This window comes from Gardnerella massiliensis (genome assembly GCF_003408845.1).
In the GTDB taxonomy this organism is placed as follows: Bacteria; Actinomycetota; Actinomycetes; order Actinomycetales; family Bifidobacteriaceae; genus Bifidobacterium; species Bifidobacterium vaginale_H.
In genome coordinates this window covers 250175-268078 of record NZ_LRTV01000001.1, presented here as the reverse complement: position 1 = coordinate 268078, position 17904 = coordinate 250175, and the positions used below count along the sequence as shown (strand labels likewise).

At 44.0% G+C, this 17904-nt stretch carries 15 protein-coding genes; 5 read left to right on the top strand and 10 right to left on the bottom strand.

The features are described from left to right. Positions 1 to 234: 234 nt before the first annotated feature. Both AXE77_RS01000 and AXE77_RS00995 read right to left on the bottom strand, forming a co-directional pair. Positions 235 to 468 carry a DUF2188 domain-containing protein gene (locus AXE77_RS01000; RefSeq protein ID WP_116711717.1) on the bottom strand — a complete coding sequence of 78 codons (234 nt, stop codon included), beginning with the start codon at positions 466 to 468 and terminating at the stop codon, positions 235 to 237. A 12-nt stretch (positions 469 to 480) separates the two neighbouring features. After that, positions 481 to 1476, bottom strand: a complete 996-nt coding sequence (locus AXE77_RS00995; RefSeq protein WP_116711716.1) for a type II toxin-antitoxin system antitoxin SocA domain-containing protein — start codon at positions 1474 to 1476, stop codon at positions 481 to 483. A gap of 792 nt (positions 1477 to 2268) precedes the next feature. Here AXE77_RS00995 and AXE77_RS00985 point away from each other — a divergent pair. Next, positions 2269 to 2955, top strand: a complete 687-nt coding sequence (locus tag AXE77_RS00985; protein WP_116711715.1) for a DUF4190 domain-containing protein — start codon at positions 2269 to 2271, stop codon at positions 2953 to 2955. Between the two features lie 76 nt (positions 2956 to 3031). On the opposite strand, the gene AXE77_RS00980 is transcribed toward AXE77_RS00985, so the two are convergent. The 6 genes from AXE77_RS00980 to AXE77_RS00955 all read right to left on the bottom strand — a co-directional run bounded on the left by AXE77_RS00980 (position 3032) and on the right by AXE77_RS00955 (position 11633). Then, on the bottom strand, positions 3032 to 5680 hold the full coding sequence (locus tag AXE77_RS00980; protein WP_116711714.1) for an ATP-dependent Clp protease ATP-binding subunit: 2649 nt from the start codon (positions 5678 to 5680) through the stop codon (positions 3032 to 3034). Positions 5681 to 5797: 117 nt separating this feature from the next. Then, positions 5798 to 7312 (bottom strand): DUF3027 domain-containing protein, encoded by a 1515-nt coding sequence (locus AXE77_RS00975; protein WP_116711713.1) that lies wholly within the window; start codon positions 7310 to 7312, stop codon positions 5798 to 5800. 19 nt (positions 7313 to 7331) lie between these two features. Then, positions 7332 to 7721 carry a cold-shock protein gene (locus AXE77_RS00970; RefSeq protein ID WP_116711712.1) on the bottom strand — a complete coding sequence of 130 codons (390 nt, stop codon included), beginning with the start codon at positions 7719 to 7721 and terminating at the stop codon, positions 7332 to 7334. 232 nt (positions 7722 to 7953) lie between these two features. Beyond that, entirely contained in the window at positions 7954 to 9801 is a 1848-nt protein-coding gene (locus tag AXE77_RS00965) for a sensor histidine kinase (RefSeq protein WP_430886643.1), read from the bottom strand. Positions 9802 to 9920: 119 nt separating this feature from the next. Then, on the bottom strand, positions 9921 to 10661 hold the full coding sequence (locus AXE77_RS00960) for a response regulator transcription factor (protein WP_165846018.1): 741 nt from the start codon (positions 10659 to 10661) through the stop codon (positions 9921 to 9923). A 102-nt stretch (positions 10662 to 10763) separates the two neighbouring features. Further along, positions 10764 to 11633, bottom strand: a complete 870-nt coding sequence (locus tag AXE77_RS00955) for a TPM domain-containing protein (RefSeq protein ID WP_165846017.1) — start codon at positions 11631 to 11633, stop codon at positions 10764 to 10766. Between the two features lie 122 nt (positions 11634 to 11755). Here AXE77_RS00955 and AXE77_RS00950 point away from each other — a divergent pair, with 122 nt between their 5' ends. Then, positions 11756 to 12049, top strand: a complete 294-nt coding sequence (locus AXE77_RS00950) for a WXG100 family type VII secretion target (protein ID WP_116711708.1) — start codon at positions 11756 to 11758, stop codon at positions 12047 to 12049. A gap of 150 nt (positions 12050 to 12199) precedes the next feature. On the opposite strand, the gene groL is transcribed toward AXE77_RS00950, so the two are convergent. Together groL and AXE77_RS00940 are read right to left on the bottom strand one after the other, a co-directional pair. Further along, positions 12200 to 13825: a chaperonin GroEL gene (gene groL / locus AXE77_RS00945; RefSeq protein WP_116711707.1), complete on the bottom strand. Its 1626-nt coding sequence runs from the start codon at positions 13823 to 13825 to the stop codon at positions 12200 to 12202. 220 nt (positions 13826 to 14045) lie between these two features. Beyond that, entirely contained in the window at positions 14046 to 14747 is a 702-nt protein-coding gene (locus AXE77_RS00940; protein ID WP_116711706.1) for a LytR C-terminal domain-containing protein, read from the bottom strand. A gap of 143 nt (positions 14748 to 14890) precedes the next feature. Here AXE77_RS00940 and AXE77_RS00935 point away from each other — a divergent pair, with 143 nt between their 5' ends. From AXE77_RS00935 to AXE77_RS00925, 3 genes are all read left to right on the top strand, one after another. Further along, positions 14891 to 15607 carry a uracil-DNA glycosylase gene (locus tag AXE77_RS00935; RefSeq protein ID WP_116711705.1) on the top strand — a complete coding sequence of 239 codons (717 nt, stop codon included), beginning with the start codon at positions 14891 to 14893 and terminating at the stop codon, positions 15605 to 15607. A 163-nt stretch (positions 15608 to 15770) separates the two neighbouring features. Continuing rightward, positions 15771 to 16832 carry an AAA family ATPase gene (locus AXE77_RS00930; RefSeq protein WP_421778471.1) on the top strand — a complete coding sequence of 354 codons (1062 nt, stop codon included), beginning with the start codon at positions 15771 to 15773 and terminating at the stop codon, positions 16830 to 16832. Positions 16833 to 16924: 92 nt separating this feature from the next. Beyond that, the gene (locus AXE77_RS00925; RefSeq protein WP_430886642.1) at positions 16925 to 17902 is read left to right on the top strand and encodes a DUF58 domain-containing protein; all 978 of its coding nucleotides are present in this window, start codon (positions 16925 to 16927) and stop codon (positions 17900 to 17902) included. The last annotated feature ends 2 nt before the right edge of the window (positions 17903 to 17904 follow it).

Below are 17904 nucleotides of genomic sequence, written 5' to 3'. Positions count from 1 at the left end.
AAAATGTAATTGCGGTGTGCGTTTGCGGACACGCACCTGTGGGAGCTGGCATAGTTTCGGCTCCCTCTTTTATTTTGAGTCGTTGAATAGGAATAGCAAATATTTAGAAATAGTGATAGAGTGATTGATGATAGCAGACCCCTAAGCCTACTAACAGTGCTCAAACCTGGGGGTTCTTTTTGTTTTTCAGCTAATTCAGTGTTATAGGGTTATAGGACGGGTTGTAACCCAAAATTATTTTCTATCACGAGGAGGGCACGGGTCATTCCCATGACTATCAGAATTCTGAATTCTGCCATCTATACCATGAACAATAAATTCAGTACCCTGATTTCTGCTGATTATTCTGCCAGCTTTTAATGCTTCAACTTTTGTTGCAGTATGAATGCTTGCGCGTTGTGAATCATTTCGTTTCACATCCCATCCACCATTCGGGTTATGAACTACATGGTGTTCGCTTCGTTCCATATAAAAGCCTCCTTACAGACTAGCAAACACAGCTTTCGTATACGATTGGATATCTCTAGGAGAATTCATTCCATACTGCTCTTTGATTTTCATAAAATAATCCCCAATCATCTGTTTATCAATAATCTTATTTGAAGAAGCATCATCTGGAAGATCCCCCCTAGTATTAATCCACGGAGACTCATTGTGAGTGAAGTCTTCCAAAATCTTTCCACTGTAACAACAAATATTTCGTATCACACTATCTAAAACAGCCTTCTCCTGAGCGGTAAATATAGAAGAATCAAATGATTCAACCTTTGAAATCGGATCAAAATGATAATCCGAATACTTCGCATAAATATCCCTGTAAACAGGCCCATGCGCCCAAGCTTCACAATCCTCAACAAAAATGTACTTTTTGAAAAATGCATAGAAGAATCCCTGTATATAATAAAGACTCTTCTGCAACGCTAATGGCGTGATATCCTCGCACTGATTTAGAAGATATGCAACAACTTCACTTATCTTCCCATCAAGCATGCCATTATTACCAATCAAAGCTGTAACAGCTTTATAACTTTTCTCGTAAGTCTGCTGAGAAATCAATCGACCCTTATTTTCCTCCAAAATACTCAGATAATAAGCAGGATCATCAAATAGTCGATTCAAAGTTTCAGAATATTGCCGAGTCGGTATATCACCATCTGCATAACGAGTAAACGTGTGTTCTCCCCATCCCAAAAGTATTGACAGTGGACGCTTACCAATATCATAACGTTCAGGAATTGCTCTAATCTTTTCAAGAGAAACAATTCCATTCTCTTTTCGGTAAACATCATAAAGCGCTTTCAAATTAGATCCACTAATTTCTTCAACATCTACATATGCTCCACAATTAGCGCACTTTGCTTCCCTGCCAACATAGTGATACTGAACACCACGAATAGTTCCAGTCATCTCCTTTTCTTCAACAGTATATGAAACTTCATCTCTACATTCTTCACAAAATACAACTCTTACGCTCATAATAATTCCTCCTTTAAAATTCCCTATCTAAACAAATAACCAATAGGCTTATTACGCTTATGAAAAGAGATCACAATTGTTCTTCTTCCATTCTTACCTTTAATTACGTTAAACTTCGTATATATGTCTACCAACTCTTGTTTTCCCAACGCATTAGCCAATGTTATTCTAGGAACGAAAACATAAAGAACTTCGCGCTCGTATCCTATCTTCATGTTTTGTAGACTATGACAAAAATCATCGACTTCCCCCTAACTCCCTTCGTGTACTATTGTACTAAAAGTTGTTCAGAAATCAAGGGGTTTGTACTAATTGGTACATTGTAATATTAGAATTGTTCCAGTTGGATTGAGAGATCCGAGTATAGTACACTTTTTTGAGTGCACAGAATGGATAGTGGGTGCACTTTTTAACGATAGAAAAAGCTATCGTTAAAAAGTTTGCCAATTATTAGGGTTATAGGGTTATAGGCCAAAAACCTAGAGTTTTTTGCTTTTTTCTTTGACTATAACTTGCTATAATTCTTTATGCGCGACAAGCTCACTTTACTATAGGAAGTGTTGATTGCTGTTAGCAGAGGGTCGCCGGTTTTGTGCGACCCTCTAGCATATTTACTTTCTCAAAAACAATGAGCAATTAAATTGTGAATCTTCTGGCACCTTTTATCCACAATAGCATGGAAAAATGTTGCTTTTTTTTTTAAGTGAATAAGATTTATTTTACGCATGCGATTTTTTGTTTTAGTCATAAAAAGTTGCATAATTTTCAAATCGAATTAGGAAAGGAAGAAAGATGAACGAAGGGAATACGGCCATGCCTCCAGCAAATGATCAACATAATGAATACAAGCATTTGAGCGGGCTTGGAGTATCTGCGCTTGTATTGGGCATTGTTAGCATAGTATTTTCGTTTGTGCCAATCATAAACAATTTATGCCTTGTTCTTGGCGTATTGGCCATTATATTTTCTGGCTGCTCGTTCCGTGCAACAGGTAAAAAGGGAAAGAAACGTGGTCGCGGAATGGTGATTGCTGGCCTTATTCTTGGCATTCTTTCTATAGTAATCACTTTGTCAATGCAAGCTAGTTTCAGCGCCTCTTTGAATAAAGCCACAGAGTCCATGAACAAAGCAAGTAAAAAGATGGATAACATGGCAAAAGGGATTGCTAATGAGAACGCCAAAGAAATGAAGATTGAAGTTAAGGGCACTGCTCCTACAGATATCAACTTGACGGTTGCTGGTTCAAGCAGTAATGAAAGTTCTGACAATGGTGTTTGGGAGAAAGTTTTGACTGGTAAGGATGCTCAAAAGGATTGGATGATTATGGCTAGTCCAAAGCTGGACGTTAATAATCCAACGCCAGATAATTACCAAGTTGAGTGCTCAATTACTGTTGACGGTAAGCAGGTTTCTCATAAGAGTGCAACTGGTTCAGCAGCTAATGTAATGTGCATGGCTTCTGACACAGCTACTAAGTAAAAAACTATGTAAGCAAACCTATAAAAACAAAAATCCCGACGAGATTTACGCGCCGGGATTTTTTCGTTATTTAGAATTATTTTATTTCACTGCCAGTTTTATCAGCAGCTTCGTTTTCAGCACTGTTTCCAGTATTGCTTTCAGAGCCATCTTCAGCACTGCTTTCAGAGTTGTTACCAGAATCCTCTGCAGAGTTATCTTCAGCGTCTTCATTAGAAGACTTGCTAGATTCATACAACTCAGCAATATCAAACTGCTGGCTCTTAAAAGTAAACTCCCCTAGCAATCCTTCGCCTTCAGAGTCAACTACTATGCGCTCACCGTCCGTCAAATTACCAAGAAGAATCTTCTCAGAAATCGTATCCTCAATGTCACGCTGAATCACGCGACGCAGCGGACGAGCACCGAGCAGTGGATCAAAGCCCTTCTGAGCGAGCAAATTCTTTGCTGCATCGGTAAGTTCAAGTGTCATATGGCGATCGAACAAGCGAGCATTAAGCTGCTTCACATCCATATCGACAATTTCGCGAACTTCCGTCTCCGTAAGCTGACGGAACACAATAGTATCGTCCAAGCGGTTCAGGAATTCTGGACGGAAGTGACGCTTCAATTCAGAATTAACCTGATCCTTCATACGCTGATAGTTAGAATCTGAATTATTACCGAGTGTAAAACCAGTATTAGCGGTCTTAGCGATGTCTCGCGTGCCAAGGTTTGTGGTAAGAATAATAATCGTATTCTTAAAGTCCACTTTACGTCCTTGTCCGTCGGTTAAGTGACCATCATCTAACACCTGAAGCAGCGTGTTGAAAATATCTGGGTGAGCTTTCTCAATCTCGTCAAAAAGCACCACAGAGAACGGCTTTCTGCGAACTTTTTCTGTAAGTTCGCCGCCTTCTTCGTAACCGACGTATCCTGGAGGTGCGCCGAAAAGCCTAGAAGCAGCATACTTTTCAGCAAATTCAGACATGTCAACGCGAATCAAAGCATCGTCATCGTCAAACAGGAAGTTTGCCAACGCCTTAGCGAGTTCCGTTTTACCGACGCCAGTAGGACCAGCAAAAATAAATGAACCAGAAGGACGCTTAGGATCCTTCAAACCAACACGCGCGCGACGAATAGAACGAGCCAAAGCTGACACAGCCTCGTCCTGTCCGACGATACGCTTATGTAGTTCAGCTTCCATTTGAAGGAGCTTCTGAGATTCAGCTTGCGTAAGTTTTACTACCGGAATACCCGTAGTACTTGAAACAACAGAAGCGATCATGTCTTCGTCAACAACCATCTTGACGTTAGATTCGCCTTCTCGCCACGCCTTTTCTTTCTCCGCAGCCTCATTTTCAAGTTTTTCTTGATCGTCACGAAGATTTGCAGCTTCCTCAAAGTCCTGCCTCTTAATTGCCTCATCCTTCTTCTCAGAAAGTTTAGCAATCTTATGATTGAGTTCTTTAAGCTCAGGCGGCTGAGTCAAACGCTTAATTCGCAAGCGTGCGCCAGCTTCGTCGATAAGGTCGATAGCTTTATCTGGAAGGTGACGGTCTTGAATATAGCGGTCAGAAAGTTCCGCGGAGGATTGCAAAGCGCCGTCCGTAATTGTTACGTTATGATGATTCTCGTAACGCGAACGCAAGCCTTTAAGAATCTCAATCGTTTCAGCAATAGTAGGTTCTGGAACCTGAATTGGCTGGAAACGACGCTCTAATGCGGCATCCTTTTCGATATATTTACGATACTCATCAGTAGTAGTAGCACCAATAGTCTGTAGCTCGCCTCGTGCAAGCATTGGCTTAAGCATGTCGGAAGCGCCCAACGCTCCGTCAGCAGAGCCAGCTCCAACGATGGTGTGAATTTCATCGATGAACAGTACAATGTTTCCGCGCAATTTGATTTCCTTCAGCACCTTCTTCAAGCGCTCTTCGAAATCACCGCGATAACGCGAACCTGCAACCATTGAGCCGAGGTCTAGGGAATATACCTGCTTACCTTTTAAGGTTTCTGGCACATCGCCTGCAACAATCTTTTGTGCAAGACCTTCAACTACTGCGGTTTTACCAACGCCTGGCTCGCCAATTAACACAGGATTGTTTTTCGTGCGGCGAGAAAGCACAACCATCACTCGTTCTATTTCTTCAGAACGACCAATAACTGGATCAAGCTTGCCTTCTTGAGCCTCGAGCGTCAAATTTCGTCCAAATTGATCGAGTAACGCAGAACCGGACTTGTTACTCTTATCTTGTACGCTACCGGCGTTCGCTAATTCGCCTTTCTCACCATTATTGCTGGAATCAGTGGTTCCACGAATTAAATCGACTACAGTGCTTCTCAAGTCCCCAAGATCGACTTCCATTTTTATGAGTACCTGGGTGCCAATGCCTTCGCCTTCACGAAGTAAGCCTAGAAGAATATGCTCAGTACCAATATAACTGTGTCCAAGCTGTAGTGCTTCACGCAAGCTCAATTCCAACACTTGTTTAGCGTGTGGTGTGAAAGGAATGTGGCCACTTGGGGCTACTGTTCCTTTCCCAATCATTTCTTCAACCTGCTTGCGCGTGCCTTCTAAATCTACGCCTTTTGAGCTTAACGCTTTTGCTGCTATACCTTCGCCTTCGCGAATAAGCCCAAGCAAAATATGCTCAGTGCCAATATAGTTGTGCTGAAGCGAGCGAGCCTCTTCTTGAGCTAGCACAATTACGCGTCGTGCGCGGTCAGTGAACCGTTCAAACATAACTGCCTTCCGTTCTTTTCCTTCGTTCTATGGTAACGAGTCGCCATGACGCGAAGTTACCCCCTATGTACGTGACTATGTACGTGCTATGTATGCGAATAGACCAATACTTACTATCTACTTGTGTTGCCTGCGGGATTTCCTTTTGTATAAGTGCATTGCCGTAGAAGCTGTAGAACGAGCGCGATTTTTCGTTTGCGTGGTTTCGTCAACTTGTTGAGTATCGATAGTGTCATTAATATCGACAGTATCGATAGCTCTGTCAACTTCGGCATCTTGCGTTACAGTTTCCACTCGATCTTGCTGCACAAGCTGTTCCGATTGTTCCGATTGTTCTTTAGACTCTTGAGCTTCGACTGTGTGAAGATTGCTGTCGCTACTGCGATCTGTTTGGGTTACAGACTGCTGCTCTGGTGTCTTAGTCGTCGTTGCTGTTTCTGCGTCAACTGTTTTATCAGTTGTTCCAGTGGTTTCAGCGGTTTCAGAAGTTTCCGCTAATACTTTTTTAGCACTTGACTTTTCGTCATGAGTTCTATTGGCTACTTTACGCTTTCTGCGGCGATTTTCTTTACTATCCTCAATAGCTTCCTCAATAAGTTCAACATCTGCACGTTCATCGCGAGGTGCTTGCTGAAGAATGTCAATATGATAATCGTCGTAGGCTGGTGCCGACTGTATCCATAGCTGAGACGGTTCAGGAGGTTCAATGTCTGAATGCTCGCCGCAGGCGTGATCGAGTGATACCACTCGCCCATCGTCTGGACTCCACATGTTTGCACACACTCCAAACATGGAACCTAAGCTTCCGGCTAGCGGAATCATAAAACCACAGGAAGAGCATGCTTTACCATCAGCTACTTTTGTTGATAGCGATTTTGGTCCGTGCTGTCCGGAATACCAGCGTTTAGCCGTTTGTGAAAGGGCTTCAGCTGTCATCACTCGTCTGCGAGACAATCGCAGAGTTGATACTGCTTCCTCAAGATCTTCGTCTTCATCGAATAGTACTTGAGAATCCTGCTGCTCAGTAAGATTTTGAGATTTTTCAGGCTGATTTTCATCGGTGGCTGGGTATTCCGCACTATTTTCTGAAGCACTATTTTCTGAAACGTCACTTTCCGAAGTACTATCTTCCGAAGTACCATTTTCTGAAGCCATGCCGTCTGAAACGGTGGCATTGCCTTCCGAAATAACAGTATTGTCGTTTCCTTCTTCAGTTTTTGCTTCATCGTCTTCGCGAGAGTTTGTTAGCTCGCGCTCAATGCGACGGGTTGGACGGAAACCATCTTCGAGGCGAGGATCGTCTTCTTCTGTCCCCATAGTATCCATAACTGAAAGATCGCTTGGCTTTAAACGATCCTTCCATGGAATCCACGGAGGTGGCAGCAGCGAATCATCTGTAGGAATTAACGTGGATTCGTTAACCGTCCAGCGCTGCAATTCTTCATCGTGATACAAGGTGACGGACCATTGCCACCCTTCGTAACCAACTAGCTTGCTTACGAAACGAAAATCGGTAACTCCATCACCAAGGTCTATCGAAGTTACAAAATCGCCAACAGCGTCTGTGCGTTCTGAAGTTTCCACAGCTACGCTAAGCGCAAGCTTTTGCGGATCCATCACTTCATCAGTCATCAATACTATTTCCTGAACACTATTCCTGAACGTCAAAATTATCGGCTACAGCACGCAACAATGTAGCAAGTTTTTTGCTTTCGGCGGCCGAAGGATAATGACGACGACGCAATCCATTGCCAGCTGAATCGAGGAGTTTGATAAGATCCTCAACGATGGCTGCCATATCTTCTGCTTTAGGACGAGTTGCTTTTACCAATGAGGGCGTAGCGGCAATCACATTAAGACCCATGGCTTGTGGGCCTTTGCGTCCTTCAATTACCGAAAATTCAACGCGGGTACCTTTGTGCAATGTTTTTATGGTAGCAGGCAGCGCTGCGGCAGGCAGGAAAACATCCTTCCCGTCGTCGCTAGCAATAAAGCCGTACCCCTTCTGCGTATCGTACCAACGCACACGCCCATTGGGCATAACACACCTCACTCACATAATATCCACACTCATATCTCACAGCGTTCTACGCGAAGCAGAAAAACCTGCGTTTGATGCGTGAAACGGCTATGGACAGTGTACCAAATATTGGTTATTACTTGTATCGCTTATATCATTGTAGCGCATACACGCGGGCAAACGAACCTTTCGCTATGAGTAACGAAGAAACAGGCGCGTTACACGCACGAATTAACAGCATTTCGTCATGCCGTTACGACTGTTTCGTTGTATCCTCAACTTCAGTTACAGGCAACACAACCGTAAGAGTTAGACCATGCTGCGTAATGTCGAGGTTTTCAGAACCATCCATGGTATCATCGTCGGAATTCGTAGCGTTTTCTGCGTTTGTGGCACAAATAGTCAAAGGATTAGAAATTGTTGCGCAAATAAACCCGTGGTGCGCTTTAACTACTGATTGAGCGATAGCCATGCCTAAGCCGGTACCGCCCTTTTCTCTCGCTCGAGAAGGATCAGCAATATAAAAACGTTCAAAAATGCGCGAAAGTGATTCTTCCGGAACGCCTGGTCCATGATCAACTACGCGAATTACGGCGTAATTATTACCGGTATTAGTCGACTGACTTACTTCGGCAGCTTCCAGAAATTCTTTTAAGGATTGGCTTACAGAAGGCATACGTGACAAGTCATCAGGCGAAATAGAAGCTTTCATCACACCCATGGCAATTTCTACAGGAGAATCACTTGGCGTGTAACGATGAATATTTCCAACAATATTCGTCATTACTTGACGTAGTCTTGCGCCATCTCCCAAAAGAGTGACGTTAGGAAGTTTGCCGCTGTGGAATAATAGTTTGCGCTCAAAATTGCAGTTGGTACAATTCATAAGCTTCCACTCATCAGAAAGTGTCAGCGTACCTTGTTGAACTGCTCTAACTGGATCTAATGCGTGTAAATCATTAGCTGCATCAGAAAGAATTGGAGACAAACTCACCTGCTGAGAAATATTAATGCCACGTCCTTCGTCGAAGCGTGCCAAAGAAAGTAAATCTTCAACAAGTTCGGTCATACGTTCACTAGAGGCTTTAATATGAGCGATAGAATCGTCAGCTCTCTCCTGTTCACCAGGCATGCTTCGCCACATTGTGTACAGCTCCGCGTAGCCGTGAATTGCTGCAAGTGGCGTTCGTAATTCATGGCTTGCGTCAGAAACAAATCGTTTCATTTTTTCAGTCATTGCTTCTTGCTCATTAAAGCCACGCTCAATTCTGGCGAGCATGGAGTTAAGAGAAGCCGCTAAAGATCCAACCTCAGTGTTTTCTGGCGCTGCAGGAACTCGCCTGCTTAAATCGCCTGAAGCAATCTTCGAAGCTGTTTTTTCAATTCGTTTCAACGGTCCAAGAGTAGACTGGATTATGAGTGCTGCGAATACTGCTCCTAGCAAAATGACGGCAATACTTACCATAATGCAGTAGCGTGTAAGCGTATTAACTGTATCGAGCTGATCGCTAAGCGATAACGCAATATAGACAAAACCTTGAATATGCGTATCTGAATTGTACTCGTTTGGTGACCCCCACGTTAATACGAGTACTCGCCATGGTGCGCGAGCAGCTTTTATAGTAGATTCGTCAATACCACTGGTATTACCTTTTATGCGAGATGGAGCCGTATAAGGCTTGCGGGTAACAACGCCTTTGTTAGCGGAACCATTAGCTGGGAGTTTCGGCATGGCTACCAAGTCTCCCCTGAGTTTAGGAATTAACGGCGTAGCTATAATTTTGTTATTTGTATCCCTAATTTGTAGGAAATAATCGTTAGGCCCCGCTGTCGATTGGTTACTATCTTTCGTACGCAGCATGCCAATATTGTCGTAAATAAGCTGCGCTTGGTCAGTGAGCTGGGCGTCAGTTTTTTCCAGCAAGTAATTACCAACCAACTGACGAATTGACAAAGAAATACAAAACGCTGCCACAGTTAACACTACCAACGTGCATGCTACCAAACGAGTGCTCAGCGGGATTGTGCTTATGCGTCTTTTTAGCCAGCATGTTTTGCGGGGTTTATCGTTCGCAGTGGCAACTGAACCCGGTAATACCATTATGCTTTTGCCAACAGCTTTTTGCGGATCCTTGTTTTTGTTTTTGTCTGCGCTACTTTCAGCTCCACTACCTTTAGGTTTGCTTTGCTTGTCGTCTTTTTGATTATTGCTTCGCATAATCAGGCTTGACCTGCCTTCGGTTCGCGAATCATATAACCAATGCCGCGCTTGGTTTCAATAAGTGGGACCACTTTTTGAAGATTGCCATGTTCGTCAGTGATTTCAATACCATCAACTTTTTTACGAAGGTACGAAATATAGGATTCTACGATAGCCGCGTCACCGCCCCAATCATATTGCCAAACGTGGTTCAAAATTTGGCTTTTTGATAATACGCGACCTTCGTTGTCCATTAAGTAGTGCAAGAGCTTGTATTCTGTTGGACTGAGTTCGATAGGTACGCCACTTCTCGTTACGTCGTGGGAATCCTCGTTAATCTCAAGGTCTGCTACACGAATAACAGGAGTTTGCTCATCCTGTTCTTGGGTTCGGCGAAGAATAGCACGGATTCTTGCTACTAGTTCTTCCAAGCTAAACGGTTTAGTGACGTAATCGTCTCCACCAACGGTCAGACCCATAATCTTATCTTGTGTATCATCCCTAGCTGTGAGGAATAACACAGGAACTGTGATGCCGTTTTGACGAATACGCCTTGTGACAGTGAAACCATCAATGTCTGGGAGCATAACATCCATGACGATAAGGTCAGGTTTTACTCGTTCTATAACTTCAACGGCTTCAGACCCCGATGCCGCTGTTTCCACCTCAAAACCTGCGAAATGTAAAGATGCCACTAAAAGTTCGCGAATTGATGGTTCGTCATCGACCACAACAATAGATGCTTCAACGTTCTTACTCATACTGATTAGCATCACTTATGAAGCTGAATGTTTCCTGAATAAATACTGAAAATAAAACGAGGTATTTTCTAAAAACAGGTAAATTCCCCGCATAAAACGACTTTAGCGATGTCTTGCGTGTCGCCTGCGAGCTTTTCTTTTGCCAGTTAAAATTTGGCGTTGAATATAACGCTTACGAAGTAACAGAATCGTCACCATAACGCACAGAACCAGCAGTATTACCAACATAACAAGAGTAGACAACAGGCTTGCTGACGTAGTGGTAGCGGTACGTTTTGAACGAATAATCTGTTGCATCATCATTATTGCGGATTGATCCCAGTGAGATCCGGATGTACTCACTAATGGTCGGTATGCTGCGTCGGATAGCATATCAGCTGTTCTTTTACTTTTCAACCATTCGTCAGAATTAGGAGATACTGCAACTACTAGTCGCCCGTCGTGAGTAGCTACAGCCAGCAACACTGTATTTCGGGCAGGTAATGTGCTTGTAAGAAGATCACTCGCCCATTGTGAAGGATTATTCGTATTGCCAAAAGTCGATAAGTAGAGCAGCTTTACCGTAACTCCTGTACGCTTTTTTGTTTCAGCAATCATGTCGGAAACTTTAGTTACCGAATCACCTAGTAGATTTTCTGTATCGGTAATTGAATCAGTTGCAACAATACCGGAATTTTGCGAATTGTCGGCAGCGTAAGCCGTTCCTGACAGGAATGAATTTATTGGCAATTGCGAAGTAGCTGTTGGTTCTGCTGTTGTTACGTGTGCGGACAACGATACTGCGGAAACTATGCAATCTAAAGGAAGTAATGCAATAACGTTAAGTAAGCATGATACGACGGCAATAAGTATGATTCTTGTGCGCATGGGTGCTGTGTGAGTATTGTGTGGGCAGCAGTTAAAAATGTGGATAAGTGACAAGCTTTTAACCACATGCGCGGAAAAATCTTTCGCATACTTTGTTGATGGCATATATTCATCATACCGTGACATTACACAAGCAGACACAACACACTATACCTTTTGAGTCTTGCCAGTGTAGTGCTGCAGCAAATACACAAACGCTTACACAAGCTAAATATTAGGGGGGAAATATGGCACAATTTCGGGTTGATTCAGAACAAATTCAGCAAGCTGCTGCAGCAGTTGGCACTTCGGTTAACTCAATTAGACAAGCCGTTAACGGAATGTATGCCAATTTACAGCAGTTGCAAAGTGTGTGGACAGGTAGCGCAGCTACACAGTTTGCATCAACAGCACAGCAATGGCGTGCAGCACAGCAGCAGATGGAACAGTCTCTTGAAGCGATTCAGCAAGCTATGCAGCAAGCGTCTGGAGTGTATCTTGACGCAGAAACGCAAGCGACATCGCTATTCGGCATGGGCTGACGCATGCGAAATCACAATATGCATGTGTGAAACGAAATAAAACGAAATAAAAATGGCGACCGCCCCTAAAAGCGTGCCGCCATTTTTCTATTCACTACTTTACAAATAACAAATAGTATTTATAAAGCTAACCGCAAATCAACTTTCGATTTAGTAGCCCATGTCAGCGCCGGCTTGTGGTGCTGCAGCTGGCTTCTCAGGCTTGTTTGCAACCACAGCTTCAGTGGTCAAGAACAAGCCAGCAATAGAAGCAGCGTTCTGAAGTGCAGAGCGAGTTACCTTCACTGGGTCAGTAACGCCAGCAGCCATCAAATCTTCATAAGTGTTGGTTGCAGCATTAAAGCCTTCGCCTTCTGGAAGTTCACGTACCTTGTTAAGCACAACGTCACCAGAAACACCAGAGTTCTGAGCAATCTGCTTGATTGGAGCTTCTACAGCGCGGAACACGATGGCAGCGCCAGTAGCTTCCTCACCCTTAAGATCGGTGATTGCAGCAGTCTTTTCAACCTTTGTAGCAGCCTGAACAAGGGCTACGCCGCCACCTGGAAGCAAGCCTTCCTCAATAGCAGCCTTAGCATTACGAACAGCATCTTCAATACGATGCTTACGTTCCTTAGCTTCAACTTCAGTAGCAGCGCCAACCTTAATAACAGCTACGCCGCCAGCGAGCTTAGCAAGACGCTCTTGAAGCTTTTCGCGATCGTAATCAGAATCAGTGTTCTCGATTTCAGCGCGAATCTGAGCCACTCGAGCATCAACATCTTCCTTAGAGCCAGCGCCGGAAACGATAGTCGTCTCATCCTTGGAGACAATCACCTTAGCTGCGTGACCGAATACAGAAGCATCAATAGAATCGAGCTTCAAGCCAAGATCGTCAGAAACAACCTGAGCACCGGTCAAAATTGCCATATCCTGCAACATGGCCTTACGACGATCGCCAAATCCTGGAGCTTTTACAGCAACCGTGTTGAAAGTGCCACGAATCTTGTTGAGTACCAAAGTTGGCAACGCTTCACCATCAACGTCTTCAGCAATGATGAGCAAAGGCTTGCCGGACTTCATAACAAGTTCAGCAATATGAACGATATCCTGCTGGCTAGAAACCTTACCGGAAGTGAGCAAAATGTAAGGATCTTCAAGCACAGCGGTTTGATCGTCAGCATTAGTGACGAAGTAAGGGGAAATATAACCCTTGTCAAAACGCATGCCTTCAGTGAAGTCCAAGTCAAGACCAAACTTGTTGTTGTCTTCAACGGTAACAACACCGTCCTGGCCGACCTTATCCAAGGCTTCAGCAATCTTTTCACCAACTTCAGAATCTGCTGCGGAAATAGTAGCGGTAGCAGCAATTTGCTCCTTAGTTTCTACATCCTTAGCAGAAGCAAGCAGTTGCTTGACAATTGCTTCAGCAGCCTTCTCAATTCCGCGACGAAGCGCGATTGGGTTGCTACCGGCAACAACGTTCTTCAAACCTTCGTGCACCAAAGACTGAGCAAGCACAGTAGCGGTAGTAGTACCGTCGCCAGCAACGTCATCAGTCTTCTTAGCAACTTCCTTCACCAGTTCGGCGCCAATACGCTCATATGGGTCTTCAAGATCAATTTCTTTAGCGATAGAAACACCATCGTTAGTAATGGTTGGAGCACCATAAGCCTTGTCAAGCACAACATTGCGACCCTTTGGGCCAAGTGTTACTTTGACTGTATCTGCAAGCTTATCGAGACCTGCGAGCATACCCTGACGGGCGTCCTCTTCATAGGCAATAATCTTTGCCATTATTCCTCCACATACGTTATTTATGGACTATTCACTGCAGTCTTGAGCTACGAGCCGTCAGCTGCTCGTTATCACTCACGAGACTTGAGTGCTAATTTGAAGATTAGCACTCTCTGCCCCCGAGTGCCAACTTTTTGGCGTTTATTAATAAAAAAGCCGGTTGGAAAACACCAACCGGCAACAATAATAAGTTATTTATAAAAGTAAGTTTGGAAAACAATCACTTGCACAGCACAACCACAACTGGCATAACGATGTCTTGAGAACTTTCAACAGCACTAATGCCCAAAGCTTTTGCAATATCTTGTGCAGCAGCTCGCTGAGACTCGTCTTTATACCAAACTACAGAATTCGTAGGAACCTTACCTGTTGGGTTAGCTGCAGTGACGTTCGTATATCCATTTTGCTTCAACTTGTTAGCACTTTGTGCAGCATGGCCTGTGATATTAGTTGCATTGATTACTCGAACTGCAACAGACTTATCGATAGGCGCTTGAGACGAAGATTGAGTTGCAGCAGTGTCTTTAGTGTTGCCAGTGTCTTTTTTATTAGCACTGTCAGCGTCTTTTTTACTTGCCTTAGTTGAACTATTGGCTTGCGAATTGTCACTGCTGTTAGTGTCGGCGTCAGCTGAATCATCGTCATCTTCATCATCTTTTGGCTTCTCAGCATCAGTCTTTTTAACTGTTTTTTGTTGCGAAATTTGCTGAGTATGATTCCAAGGCAATGGAAGATGCGAAATCTCACCAGATAACACTGCCCACACAATAAAACCGGCTACAGCAGCAGAAACCAACACCGCAACGTAAGGAAGCAATATGGAATACCATGCGAGATTTCCGCGGTGCACGCCGACAGGGCCCTCCGGTGGCTCATCAAAAGCGTCAGGCGTATACGACACGTTCTGCTTATTTCGCGCCATAATTGCATTCCTCCAACAAAATCATCAAACAATATGTGTCCATACTACCGAATGCTGAGCACAAAGCACAATTGGAATTTCATAAAAGACACAACCATTATGATTTGTTTAGGCACATATATGCCATGACATACAGTAGCAATATGAATGCTAAGCATATTAAACCGTTAGAAGAACTTATGGACCCGGATTGGGCGAAGGCTTTAACGCCTGTAGAGCCTCAGATACGAGCGATGGGAGATTTTTTACGCGAACAAATCGCTCAGGGACATCATATTCTTCCCGCAAGTCGCAATATTTTGCGAGCGTTTAGTATTCCACTCAACAGCATAAAAGTTTTAATAGTTGGACAAGATCCATATCCTACTCCGGGGCATCCGGTGGGCTTAAGTTTTTGCACTGCTCCCAAAGTTCGTCCATTGCCGAAAAGTCTTATCAATATTTATAAAGAATTAACTACAGATCTTAATATACCTACTCCGGAAAGCGGAGACTTAACGCCGTGGACTCGGCAAGGTGTTATGTTACTAAACCGTTGCCTAACTGTAGAAGCTGGGAAAGCAAACAGTCACCAAGGAAAAGGCTGGGAAATAGTAACGGACGCAGCTATTCGTGCACTTAACAATAGAAGCGATGTCAACGGTAAACCATTACCGTTAGTAGCTATTCTGTGGGGGCGAAACGCACAAAGCTTAGCTCCGTTACTTACTAACGCAGTACTCATAACTTCCCCACACCCAAGTCCTCTTTCTGCAATGAGAGGATTCTTTGGTTCACGTCCCTTCTCAAGAGCAAATCAAGCACTTATAAACATGGGAGCTTCACCAATCGACTGGTCTCTTTCTTCCCAAGAAGTGTAGGTTCACACCATTAAGCTTTTTCACCTCACCATAGCGTTACTACACTATTGCTTGGTGAAATGCTGATTTTTGCAGGTGTCGGTACTGCATATCGTCTACCATGGGGAACATGGCATTATTTCCACCGCAACCGAAAAAACAATCGACAGGTAGCTCATTAGACATGACTGCTAACCCACTTACAGGCGCATCGGTACTGCAACCTCCTACTGCGCACAAGCAGACGCCAACGAGTGTTTCACATGAAGATATACGCCGTTGCCAGCAGATTGCTAACGTTTTGCGCTCGCGTTTTGCGCAGACTTTAGTTGGACAAGAATCATTGCGTGAATCCCTTATTCTTACGCTTATTGCAGGGGGTCATATTCTTATTGAATCTGTGCCTGGTCTTGCAAAAACTACTGCAGCACAAACGCTTGCTACCGCAATGTCGGGAAGTTTCCGAAGAGTTCAGTGCACTCCTGACTTAATGCCGGCTGATTTAGTTGGTACGCAAGTGTTTGATTTTGCGTCGCAACGTTTTACTACGCAAATCGGCCCTATACACGCCAATGTTATTTTGCTCGACGAAATTAACCGTTCCAACGCAAAAACTCAGTCAGCAATGTTGGAAGCTATGGCTGAGGGCGCAACCACCATTGGTGGCGAACGAATTGCTTTGCCTCAACCATACATGGTTATTGCTACGCAGAACCCGATTGAGGAAGAAGGAACATTTAATCTTCCTGAAGCTCAAATGGATCGTTTTATGGTGAAAGCTGTTATGACCTATCCTCAGCCTGATGAGGAAGTGCGAATGTTGCAGTTACTCACTCAACGTGGGTCGGATGTTGTGGATCCTGCAACGTTAAGTAGCCAACGTATTAGTTTGCAAGACGTTGTGTTTATGCGTTCCGCAGCACGCCATATTCACGTTTCTGAAGCAGTAATGAAATATGCTGTCGATCTTGTTGCGACTTCTCGTGGCAAGGGCACACACCCACTACCAACCATTAGTTCGCTCGTACGCATGGGTGCTAGCCCGCGTGCATCAATCGCTCTTATTCGCATTGCTCAAGCTCATGCACTACTTTCGGGACGAGACTATGTTATTCCAGAAGATGTGAAGCTCTTTGCGCACGAAGTCCTCAGACACCGTATTCTTTTAACTTTTGAGGCGCTGGCAGATGCTATCAGCACTGATCAAGTTATTGACGCACTGGTAAAGACGGTTCCTGTGCCATGATATCTATGAGTCGAAAACAAGCTGCTCGTAAGCAAAAGACACAATCTTTTAATGCTGCAGTAAGTTTAAAGAATCATGGAAAGATACCATCGATGGTTGCTAATAGTGCGGATCAAATATCGGTATCTTCTCGTATTAGGCGACTGACGTTGTCAAAGCCAGCTGCAGCAGTACGCCGTAAAATTGAGTCCCTAGATCAGCGTATCGATTTACCTATTGCTCGTAAAGCTTTAGGATTGCTAGAAGGTGACCATCCCTCTCATAAGCGCTTCGGCAACGGTGACGTTATTGACATTCATGCTTGGCAGCCTGGAGATGAGGCTCGCATGATGAACTGGTCTGCCAGTGCACGAAGCGGTCAGCCTATGGTTTCCTCACGCGAAAGAACTTCGTCTTCACAAACATGGATTGTGATGGACGCGAGCATCAATATGAATGGAGCTTGCAATTCTCAGGAAACGTTGTATGAGGTTGCTTCTAATGCTGCATGTTTTTTTGCTTTGTTAAGTTTGAAGCGACACGACTCCGTCTCACTACTGTGTGTAGACGGCGACAATTTGCTTACTGTAAAAGCTGCTAGAAATCTTTCAGACTTCGAGCGCAATCTTGATTGCACACTATTCAAGGCTCGTTGCAATGTCAGGAATATTGAGGCTTTGATTACTGCTACTGAAAAAACCGCCGGCCGTAACAACCTCATAGTATTTATTAGTGACGAGTACGCTATCAAAGCTCATCATACTGAGCTTTTGAAAAAACTTACGCAAACGCACCAACTGATTGTTGTTTCGCTATGCCCGGTTAATCCTTGCGATCAAACTTGCTCAATGCTGTTGCACGATGGCGTAACTTTGCGCAAAATCCCTGCTTTTTTGCAAAATCAGTACACTAAGAAGGAAATTGAAGCGCGCAGGGAAATGAACAACAATGCTTTGCACGACATGTTACTTAACGCCAACACTTCACTTATTTGCGGGAAAACAAGCGAAGAAGTATTCTATGCGGCCGCAAAAGTCATAAGTCAAACTTCAACTCGCAGTGTCTCCCTGTTACGCAAGGAGGACGAATAGTA